The organism is Aquabacterium sp. (genome assembly GCF_004297345.1).
GTDB lineage: Bacteria > Pseudomonadota > Gammaproteobacteria > Burkholderiales > Burkholderiaceae_C > Aquabacterium.
The window spans coordinates 1-5210 of sequence record NZ_SCTN01000140.1 but is presented as its reverse complement, the minus strand read 5'-3'; the positions used below and the strand labels follow the sequence as shown (position 1 = coordinate 5210).

Genomic DNA, 5210 nt, shown 5'->3' with positions numbered 1-5210 from the left:
GCTTGATGAAGCCTTGTGCCGCCAGCTTGCCCTCTTCAGGGTTGCTGAATTCGTCCACAACAGGGATGTCGTACTTGATGCCATTGGCCATCTCGATGCGGTAGCGGCGTGTAACCGGCGAGTGCGGGATGGTGATGCCCCCGCTGCCATCCAACACCCCAGCATCAATCTGCGCGCCATCGGCAAACACCTTGTAAGGCATGCCCTGCCAACCGCTTTGCATGCCCATGGGTGCATTGTCGAAGTTCACGCGCAGCGGAACCTTGTAGCTGAACTCGCTGGTCGGGAAGGCCGGGTGGTCTGCATTCATCTTGGCGCCCGCCTGCATGGACTTCTGGCCTGCCTGCACCGTGATCTTGCCGGGGCATTGCGCGGTGAAGCTGCCTTCGTCCATCGTGATACTGGCACCACCGGATACGGCCAGCACGATGCGCTTGGCGGCGATGAAGTTCACCACCCCACTCGCCGTCTTCAACTGCAACTCCTGCTTGGCCGCAATCTGTGCCGGGCCGGCTTGCGCCTGCATGTCGATGGGGCCTTGGGCGGCGATCACGGTCAGGCCTTTGCCCGCCGCTTCCGAGCCGGGTTGAATCGCGCCGGCCAACACACCAATCGCCTGCCCCGTGTGGATGCGCGCCTGGCCACCCACTGCAAAGTGCGTGTCCTGCCCGCTGGCGATCTGGGTGGTGTCTTGCGCACTCAGGTGCAGGTCCTGGCCAGCCGTCAGGCCGATGCCGGCTTTGCCGACCAGGGCGATGTTGGGATCGGCCATGTGCGGGACTTTGCTCTGACCGGTGCCGGTTGCCTTGTCTGCCGCGTCGGCGCTTGCGTTGGGCAGGCTGCTGGTGCTGACCATGCCGCTGAGGCTCCTGGTCAAGGCTGCCGCAGGGGAGGCCTTGTCGTCCAGGTTGCTCTTGTTGCCGCCACGGCTGCCGGCTGCCGTGGCCAGTCCAACTGTCTGGTGGGTGCCTGCTGCCTGGTGGAAGGTGCTGGCCAGTTGCTGGGCCTGTTTGGCCAGGGCCATGCCGGGGGCGTTGTCGCCCGCTGGGGTGCTGGTTTGGCCGAGGCCGTTGCCTAGCCCGAAGGTGCTGAGCATCACGCCACGTGCGGCGCGCAGGCCGCCCCAGGCGTCGGTGCGCAGCTCGAAGCCTTGGCCGCGGAAGCTGCCTCGGTGGTTGTCTGCCTGGTGCAGCAGGTGGCCCATTTGCAGCCAGGTCTGGCTCTGGGTGCTGTGCAGTTGGGTGCGCAGCTGGCCGGGGGTGTCGTCGAACACGAGCTGGTTGTAGCCGCTGCCGCCGAACTCCTTGCTCTTGACGCCACTGAGCGCTGCTGCGTTGTTCTGGCCTTCGCTGCCTTCGGTGGCGGCATTGGGTGCGGCGCCGTGCCAGGCAGGGCTGTTGCCGCCAGAGCCTGCGCCCACCAGGTTCATCTGGCTGCTGGGGCTGTGGTCGGTGGATTCGGCCAGGGCGGCGGTGCTGCCTTCAGCGGCCTGGCCACCGGGTGTGCGGGGCACGCCGGATTCGCCTCGGCCGTTGTAGAGCGCGGCCATGACGAAGGGGCGATCGATGTCATTGCCCAGGAAGCCAACCAGCACTTCTTGCCCGATGCGCGGGATGAACTGGTGGCCCATGCCAGGGCCAGCCAGGCGCTGCATGACGCGCAGCCAGCAGCTGTGGTCGATGTTGGCTCGCTGGGGCGCAAAGGCATTGGCCTGCCAGTGGAACTTGACCTTGATGCGGCCAAGCTGGTCGGTATAGAGCTCGTCGGCGCCGCTGGCGTTCACGTTGCCGCCCGGGCCCACGACGATGGCGGTTTGCGGGCCCAGTGCGGTGGGCCTTGGGCGGGGGCGCAGGCCCGTGTCATCCATCAGCACGGCGCGCCAGGGCACGTTGCGGCGCAGGGCCTGGAACTGGCAGGCAAAGCCGCTTTGGCCGGCTTGCTGGTGCAGGGCGGCCCGGTCCACGGGGATGTGGTCGCGGCTACCTGCGGCGTCATCCAGGGCGGGCAGATCGGCTTCGCCCAGGGTCTGGGCAATGCGGTGGCTCAGGTCCTTGGGCAGGTTGTTGATGCCGACCACGTCGCAGCGGGTCACGAAGAACTGTTTGTCGTCGTCGCTCAGGCCGAAGGCTGCCAGTGGATCGAGTGTGGATTGGGTGACGGCAAACCAGGTGCCGGCGCGCAGGGTGCGCACGGTGCCGCGGCCCAGCCAGGTTTTGTAGCGGGCCTCGTGGGCTTCTTGCAGGCGGGTGGCGGCGAATTGGGCTTCGGCGTTGCTGCCAAAGACGAAATCGCCCGTGGGGTCGTAGCTGGTGAGCCAGCTTTGCAGGCTGGTGGCTTCATTGCCGCCCCAGTCGTGGGCGGTGGGGGCATCGGCCGTGATGGCGGCGTTGGCTTTGTAGTCCCAGCCTTGCACGGCGGTGGCCGTGGGGCCGATCTGGCGCACGCTGCCCAGGGCCTGGATGCTGTCTTGCGCCTCCTGGCTGCTGCTGCGGTGGTAGCGGATGCCGGCGCCGCCCAAGCTGCTGGCGCTGATGGCGTCTTCGGGTTGCCGGCTGCTGTTGCTGAAGAAGACGAGGGTGTGGCCGCCTGGCGCAGCTTCGTCTTCTTCCACGCGCCAGCAGATGCCTTCTTCGGCCAGCAGGCGTTGAACGAAGGCCAGATCGGTTTCGCGGTACTGCACGCAGTAGGCGCGGCGACCGGCGTTGCGGGCGAACAAGCCTTCGGCTACATAACGTTCGACGTCATCGTCCCATTTCCAGGCGGCGATGGTGTCGTGGTCGGCGAAGACGTCTTCCACGATCTCGATCACGGATTTGTCCTGCCAGACGCGGCTGTTGAGCGTGTGGCCCAGCAAGGCGATCCAGGGTTGCACCAGCAGGCCTTTACGGGCAAAGCCGCCATCGGCTTCGAGCGAGCGGGCTTCGGTGACGTAGCCGCTGCGGCGAGCGCGGCTACCGTCGGCCAGCGTGGTCTGCAGGGTGATGGGGCGAGCGTAGAGCTGCTTGAGCTCGACGTGGCTGTTGAGCACCAGGGCGTTGATGTAGAGCGAAAACGGCTCGGATACCGCCTCGTGCAGCGCGAAGCTTTCGACCATCAGGTCAGCCGGCAGGCTGCGCTCGCTGCTGGGCGCGCTCAGGGTGTAGAGGCGGGTTTCGCTGCCCCATTGGCCGAGGATGGCCGCCAGGGCGCCATCCAGCAAACCGCCAAAAGTGTCGTGCACGGCCGATTGGAGGCGCGAGCCCACGGCGGCGCGAGCGTTGTCCAGCCCGCCTTGCAAAAATGACGTATCCAGCCCCATGTGTTGGGCTCCCTGCTGTGTTTCGTGTTTGTTCAGATCTGAGGGGGAATTTTCAGGTGGAACACCCCTGACGGCGTCCACCCCCTTGGGGTGTATGTGCAACCTGCTGTAACCGATTCCCTGTATCCCGTAACCGTTCGTGAACTGGTGCACGCAGCCGGCTTTGTTTCAAGGTTTGAAGCGCGCGCAAAGGCTCAAGCTCTACAGGCAGCAGCCGATGTCGATATAGCCATTGCATTCACCGGAGCATCTGACCATGGGTCAAAAAACCACCGCCCAAGCCCTGCGCGATCAACTGATGGCCCCGCGTGCCATTGAACGCGTTCACGCCATGCACGCCCTGGAGCTGGAGCTGGAAGAGTCCCGCGCCAACCCGGTTGCCGACGAGCTGGAGGCCTTCACGGCCCGCGGCATCCCCTTCTATGCACCGGAAGATCCGGACTACCGCGAGTGGGTTTCCAAGGCGGTGAATTACTGGGAGCGCCTGCATGCCGAGCCGCACGCCCACGCGCCTGTGCCTTGCATGAGCGCCGCCAAGGGCCGCCGCGGCGGCGCCAAGCACCATTCCTGACCTCTGAGAAGGCAAGGACGCCCGCCCTGCCCTATGATCGCCCCGCGCACCGATGTACCGGGTGCGGGGTGAGCTTGCATGACATTGCCTGACAGCATCCGCGTCCTGGAGCGCGGCTGGCTTTCGTCCAACAACATCGTCTTTCTGGATGATGACGGCGCTAGCGTCGTGGACTCGGGTTATGTTACCCACCTTGACGACACCATCCGCCTGATCGACGACGCGCGTGAAGGCCGGCCATTGGTTCGCATCGTCAACACCCACATTCACTCTGACCATGCTGGCGGCAATGCCGGACTCAAGGCCTTACATGGCTGCGAGGTCTGGATACCGCCAGGTGAAGCCGAGTTGGTGGACAGTTGGGACGAAGATCGCCTCAGCTACCGCCGCACCAGCCAGCAGTGCCCGCGTTTCAGCTACGACCGGCTGATTCACCCGCGTGACACCCTGCGCCTGGGCGGCGAAGACTGGACGGTGCTGCCCGCAGCCGGGCACGATCACGCCATGGTCATGCTTTGGTGTGAGCGCCTGGGCATCTTGCTGTCAGCCGATGCGCTGTGGCAGAAGGGCTTCGGCGTGATCTTTCCGGAGCTGGCGGGCATCCCCGGTTTCGAGAAGCAAAAGGCCACGCTCGATCTGATCGGCACCTTGAAGCCGCGTCTGGTGATCCCGGGCCATGGCGCGCCGTTCACGGATGTGGCCGCCAGCTTGCAGGCAGCCCATTCACGCATCGACTGGTTCATCGCCGAGCCACGCCGCAATTCGGACAACGCGCTGAAAGTGCTGCTGGCCTTCAAGCTGCTGGAAGCACGCCGCCTGACCTTGGCGGATCTGACCGACATGGTGCGCGCCAGCATCGAAGGCAATGTGGCCATGCAGGCGCACTATCCGCATGATCCCGAGGCGATGGCGGCCTTCATGGCGCAGGAGTTGGTGCGGGCCGGGGCAGCCACCCGCGAAGGCGATGCGGTGATCGCCTCGCGTTGATCCCCTGATCTCAGTTGACTTGCACCTGGAACACGCTGGATGTGCCTGTGAAAGGCGTGATCGTGCCGATGAGGTTCTTGGCATCGCCATAGTGCACGATGCGGTAGCTGCCGGCGGGCGTGCCTTGAGGGATCGTCCAGCTGAGGTCGGCGGCTGATTCGGCGCCGAAGGTGCGTGTCCAGCGGTAGCGCGTCGACCAGTCGCCATCGTCAGCCACAGCGACCCAGTTGCCGCCTACCTGGCGCTGTACTTCCAGGAAGCTGCCGTTGCGATGCAGGTTGTTCTTGGGGTGACCGGTCTGGAAGCGCACGGCTACGGTGTCGCCAGCCTTGTAGCTGCCTGAGGCATCTTTCA

4 protein-coding genes are annotated in these 5210 nt (G+C 65.3%); 2 read left to right on the top strand and 2 right to left on the bottom strand.

The window, feature by feature from the left end; all coding sequences use genetic code 11:
* On the bottom strand, positions 1-3298 hold a 3298-nt coding region (locus tag EPO09_RS04500; RefSeq protein ID WP_290640602.1), incomplete at its 3' end, for a type VI secretion system Vgr family protein.
* 256 nt (positions 3299-3554) lie between these two features.
* On the opposite strand from EPO09_RS04500, the gene EPO09_RS04495 reads away from it, so the two are divergent.
* Entirely contained in the window at positions 3555-3869 is a 315-nt protein-coding gene (locus EPO09_RS04495) for a hypothetical protein (protein WP_290640600.1), read from the top strand.
* Positions 3870-3947: 78 nt separating this feature from the next.
* A complete protein-coding gene (locus EPO09_RS04490) occupies positions 3948-4856 on the top strand; it encodes an MBL fold metallo-hydrolase (RefSeq protein WP_290640598.1) in 909 nt (302 codons plus the stop codon).
* 10 nt (positions 4857-4866) lie between these two features.
* Here EPO09_RS04490 and EPO09_RS04485 read toward each other — a convergent pair.
* Positions 4867-5210: neutral/alkaline non-lysosomal ceramidase C-terminal domain-containing protein (locus EPO09_RS04485; RefSeq protein ID WP_290640596.1), on the bottom strand; the 344-nt coding region annotated here is incomplete at its 5' end.